This window comes from Viridibacillus sp. NPDC096237 (genome assembly GCF_050278625.1).
Lineage (GTDB): Bacteria > Bacillota > Bacilli > Bacillales_A > Planococcaceae > Viridibacillus.
Map to the genome: position 1 here is coordinate 1 of NZ_JBNNTI010000109.1, position 1,639 is coordinate 1,639.

Annotated in this window: 3 protein-coding genes; 1 reads left to right on the forward strand and 2 read right to left on the reverse strand. The window is 35.6% G+C overall.

All coding sequences use genetic code 11. The annotated features are described in order from the left end of the window. Positions 1–116, forward strand: a 116-nt coding sequence (locus ACQKMD_RS21965) for an IS3 family transposase (RefSeq protein ID WP_427754697.1), incomplete at its 5' end; no start/stop codon positions are given. Between the two features lie 378 nt (positions 117–494). Here ACQKMD_RS21965 and ACQKMD_RS21970 read toward each other — a convergent pair. Then, positions 495–1,016, reverse strand: coding sequence for a GNAT family N-acetyltransferase (locus ACQKMD_RS21970; protein ID WP_427754695.1), 522 nt, complete (start codon positions 1,014–1,016; stop codon positions 495–497). A 535-nt stretch (positions 1,017–1,551) separates the two neighbouring features. After that, the gene (locus tag ACQKMD_RS21975; protein ID WP_427754699.1) at positions 1,552–1,626 is read right to left on the reverse strand and encodes a hypothetical protein; all 75 of its coding nucleotides are present in this window, start codon (positions 1,624–1,626) and stop codon (positions 1,552–1,554) included. Between the last annotated feature and the right edge of the window lie 13 nt (positions 1,627–1,639).

A 1,639-nucleotide genomic window follows, 5' to 3' on the forward strand; every position in this document is an offset into this window, starting at 1 on the left:
AACTTAAAAGAGAAATCAAAAATTATATGACGTACTATAACAATTTCAGGTACCAATGGAACTTAAAGAAGATGACTCCTGTACAATACAGAAATCATCTTCTCCATGTGGCATGACCTTTTTCAAAAATGTCCTTTACAAAGGGTACAATTTATTGCTCAGGTTGACCTTATAATACGAAGAGGCAACTACCAACACTTGGTCTTCATTTAGTATGAATTATATAAAAATGGATATATATAACCAAGTGAATATATAAAGGTGACTAAAGTATTGTCCAAAAAATTTTCCTTATAATGCACAATCATTTTTGGAGTTATTTTGAACCTGTTTTAAGTGCTATTTTGCACTATGAATAAATATAAAAAGTCCAATTTCTCAACATTAAAATTAAGAAATTGGACCAGTTGCTACTTCACAAACGCGCCCGATTGCCGTGTAAATATCATATTTTTGCTTAGACAGAGTTAACAAAACTGGCTTTCCGAGAGAGCCTATTCCACTACGGATTCTGTTATTTTCCCATCTAGATTTTTAATCGCCAACATCGAATTATCCTGAACGATGCCTGTTTCTGAGAAACCAAATGAAGCGTATAATGTTTTAGCTGTGAGATTACTTGTGTGATAAAAGAGTGCTACATATTCTGCTTCGCCATAAGGCATCGCTTCAATATCCATCAACATTTTTTCAAAGGCAAGCTTGCCATACCGTTTCCCCTGATAACGCTTGTCAATCATAATATGACAAACAAAATAGCCCATCTTCCTGTAAAAATCTTCATTTTCAAATGATTCATGATCCAATATATCATAAGAATACATCAAAAACCCTACCACAACTCCATCAGCATAAATGGCGAAGGGGATAGTTGGTTCGCCGTCTTCGTTCAACACATAAGCGTCTGCAATGCTTCTGAGGTTAGTAGTTAGTATAAAATCTTTCTGGTTTTCTCTAACCTCAAGTGCTATTACTTCATCTATGTTATCCCCGGTTATTTTTCGTAATTCAATCATTTTTTTATCTCCTCTCCTAAGACAAGCCACTTCCACACATGGCCTAAAACATTCCAAGTATCATTTCCATTATTCTCAAGATAGGGTACACAAAATATTCACCAATGCTAAACTCTTCTCCCCCTGTGATTTCTAATCCTTGTTCCGCAAAAGATTGCTGAACAAAATTAAAAAGCGCCCTTTAATCAAAATAATAACATGTTAATATTTTACAAGCTAGATATATGTTACATCCTGAAGATGCTGGTGAAACCTTATCAAGCATTAGACAACAGGCGGAGATGCTGTCCGAGAGGGAAAGAACGCACCGTCAACTAGATAAGCAGAGGAAGACCTTATCTCGATTAAAAGATTCTCCACATTTCGCCCGAGTTGATTTTCTCGAAAATGGGAAGGAGACAACAAATAACGTGTACCTCGGAGTTGCAAGTTTAATGGATAAAAATGAGGAAACATTTCTTATTTATGATTGAGAGCCCCTATTTCCAGTACTTATTATGATTACTCTCAAGGACCATGGTATGTCAACACTAAATCAAACAACTTTTTTAAGGGCTAAGTTTTTATAAGCGACCGGACTTTGATAGCCTAGTTTGCTGTGCGACCGAATAGTATTGTACCAA